The following is a 257-nucleotide window of genomic DNA, read 5'->3' on the forward strand; positions in this document are numbered from 1 at the left end:
CATGAAAACATGACTAAAAAAATTATTATCAATGATGAACTAGAATTGACTGAATTCCACCAAGAACTTACTTATATTTTAGACAACATAAAAGGGAATAATAATTATGGTAAGGAATTTGTTGCAACCGTTGAAGAAACATTCGACATTGAATAAAGCGGGGTGAAGCACTATGAATCAATGGGATCAGTTCTTAACACCTTATAAGCAAGCGGTTGATGAGTTGAAAGTGAAACTTAAAGGCATGCGCAAACAAT

1 protein-coding gene is annotated in these 257 nt (G+C 33.1%); it reads left to right on the plus strand.

Going from position 1 to position 257, the window contains the following annotated elements; translation table 11 throughout:
• Positions 1 to 9: 9 nt before the first annotated feature.
• Complete coding sequence (locus GUI70_RS25950; RefSeq protein ID WP_272952941.1) at positions 10 to 156, plus strand: UPF0738 family protein; 147 nt, start codon at positions 10 to 12, stop codon at positions 154 to 156.
• The last annotated feature ends 101 nt before the right edge of the window (positions 157 to 257 follow it).

This window comes from Deinococcus alpinitundrae, from assembly GCF_009982895.1.
GTDB classification, from domain to species: Bacteria; Deinococcota; Deinococci; order Deinococcales; family Deinococcaceae; genus Deinococcus; species Deinococcus alpinitundrae.